Source organism: Kocuria sp. CPCC 205261 (assembly GCF_040981025.1).
Taxonomy (GTDB): domain Bacteria; phylum Actinomycetota; class Actinomycetes; order Actinomycetales; family Micrococcaceae; genus Kocuria; species Kocuria marina.
The window spans coordinates 1-1730 of sequence record NZ_JAVKPU010000032.1; the positions used below are offsets into that span (position 1 = coordinate 1).

Annotated in this window: 1 protein-coding gene and 1 pseudogene; both read left to right on the forward strand. The window is 68.3% G+C overall.

The window, feature by feature from the left end; translation table 11 throughout:
* Nucleotides 1-395: pseudogene (locus RF646_RS13230) on the forward strand (glutathione-dependent formaldehyde dehydrogenase); the annotation flags it as partial.
* A gap of 223 nt (nt 396-618) precedes the next feature.
* A complete protein-coding gene (locus tag RF646_RS13235) occupies nt 619-1551 on the forward strand; it encodes an NADP-dependent oxidoreductase (protein WP_039102271.1) in 933 nt (310 codons plus the stop codon).
* Nucleotides 1552-1730 lie beyond the last annotated feature (179 nt).

The window sequence follows — 1730 nt, forward strand, 5'->3', positions numbered from 1 at the left end:
TGGCCGGGATGGCCCACCAAGCGGTGGGAGCATTGCCGTCCGCGCTGGGTCGCAAGGCGATGGAAACGGCGGGGGTGGACCGACTCGGTGCCCTGTACACCGCGATCGAGGCCGTGCGGCGCGGTGGGACGATCTCGATCAGCGGGGTGTACGGCGGGATGAAGGACCCGCTGCCGTTGATGACGATGTTCGACAAGCAGCTCCAGTTGCGGATGGGTCAGTGCAACGTGCGGCGGTGGACCGAGGAACTGCTGCCGCTGGTCGATGACCCCGCCGACCCGCTGGGCGTGCTGGACCTCACCACGCACACCTCCCCCCTGGACCAGGCGCCGGCGATGTACGAGAAGTTCCAGAAGAAGGAAGACGGCTGCATCAAGGTCGTTCTCAAGCCCTAGCCTCCCAGTACGCGCCGGAGCCCGGTCTCCATCTCGAGACCGGGCACTGGCGTGTCTTGGGCCCGTCCGTGGCCCGCGCCCACACCGGGTGGCCGCGTGGTGCGTTCACCGTTCACGGCCAGCACCGGGGTCGATCGCACACAGCAGCGCAGAGGGGCGCGGGGATTCATCGGGCGAAGTCAGTGGCCGGAATAGTGCTCTGGGGGGCCGTGTTGCCACGGGTATGAAGGCAATTGGATTCCATACCCCCGGTGACCCGGACGTCCTCGACGTGATCGAGCTTCCCGATCCCGTTCCCGGCGAGGGCGAGGTCTTGATTCGTGTTCACGCGGCCGCGGTGAACCCTACCGACCTCACCGGGCGCACCCGGCAGCGGCGGGCGGGGACAGCCGGGGGACCGTATGTGCTGGGCATGGATGCGGCCGGGGTCATCGAACAGATCGGCCCCGAGACCCAGACCGATCTGAGGGTCGGTGATCGCGTCATGGCCATCATCGTCCCGCGCGGCTCACACGGGGCTTATGCCGAACGCGTGGCGGTTCCGGCCGAGTCCGTGGCGCCCATGCCGTCGAACACCGGCTTCGCCGAGGCCGCCACCTTGCCGATGAACGGGCTGACCGCGCGACTGGCCCTGGACAGGCTGGGCCTGGACGCCGGTGATGTGGTGGCGGTGACCGGTGCAGCCGGGGCCATGGGCGGGTACGCGGTGCAGCTGGCTAAGGCCGACGGGCTGAGGGTCGTGGCCGACGCCGCACCGCAGGACGAGGAACTCGTCAAGAGCCTGGGAGCGGACCTGGTGCTGCCCCGCGGCGAGGGCTTCGCACAAGCGGTGCGCGAGCACTACCCCGCCGGGGTGGATGCGCTGATCGACGGTGCCGTACAGGGGAACGAGATCGCGGCCGCGATCAAGGACCGTGGAACGGTGATCACCCTGCGCGGATACGACCAACCAGGCGAGCGGGGCATCGTGTTCCAGCCGATCGTGGTGGTCGACTACGCCCGTGCCTCGGAGAAATTACACACCCTTGGCCGCCAGGCCGAAGAAGGCCTGCTGAGCCTGCGCGTAGCCCAGGAGCTCCCGATGGACCAGGCTCCCCAGGCTCACCGGCGCCTGGAAGCAGGAGGGGTGCGCGGGCGGCTCGTCCTGGTCTTCTGAGGTGGCGACAACGGGAGCGTCGTTACCTACTACCTCACGAAGCGTGTAGGGCCGAGGACATGCCGGTATTGGAGGGGGGAGGTGCCGGCATGCCCTCGACCGTTATCGACGGTAGACCAGCACCCTGTGCGCATGAACCGCTGTGGACACCCGAGGATTACCTGACTTGCCCCGAGGTG

Bases quoted from the DNA above. Each gene is read 5' to 3' on its own strand.
- RF646_RS13235 (WP_039102271.1), top strand. From the start codon at position 619: ATGAAGGCAATTGGATTCCATACCCCCGGTGACCCGGACGTCCTCGAC.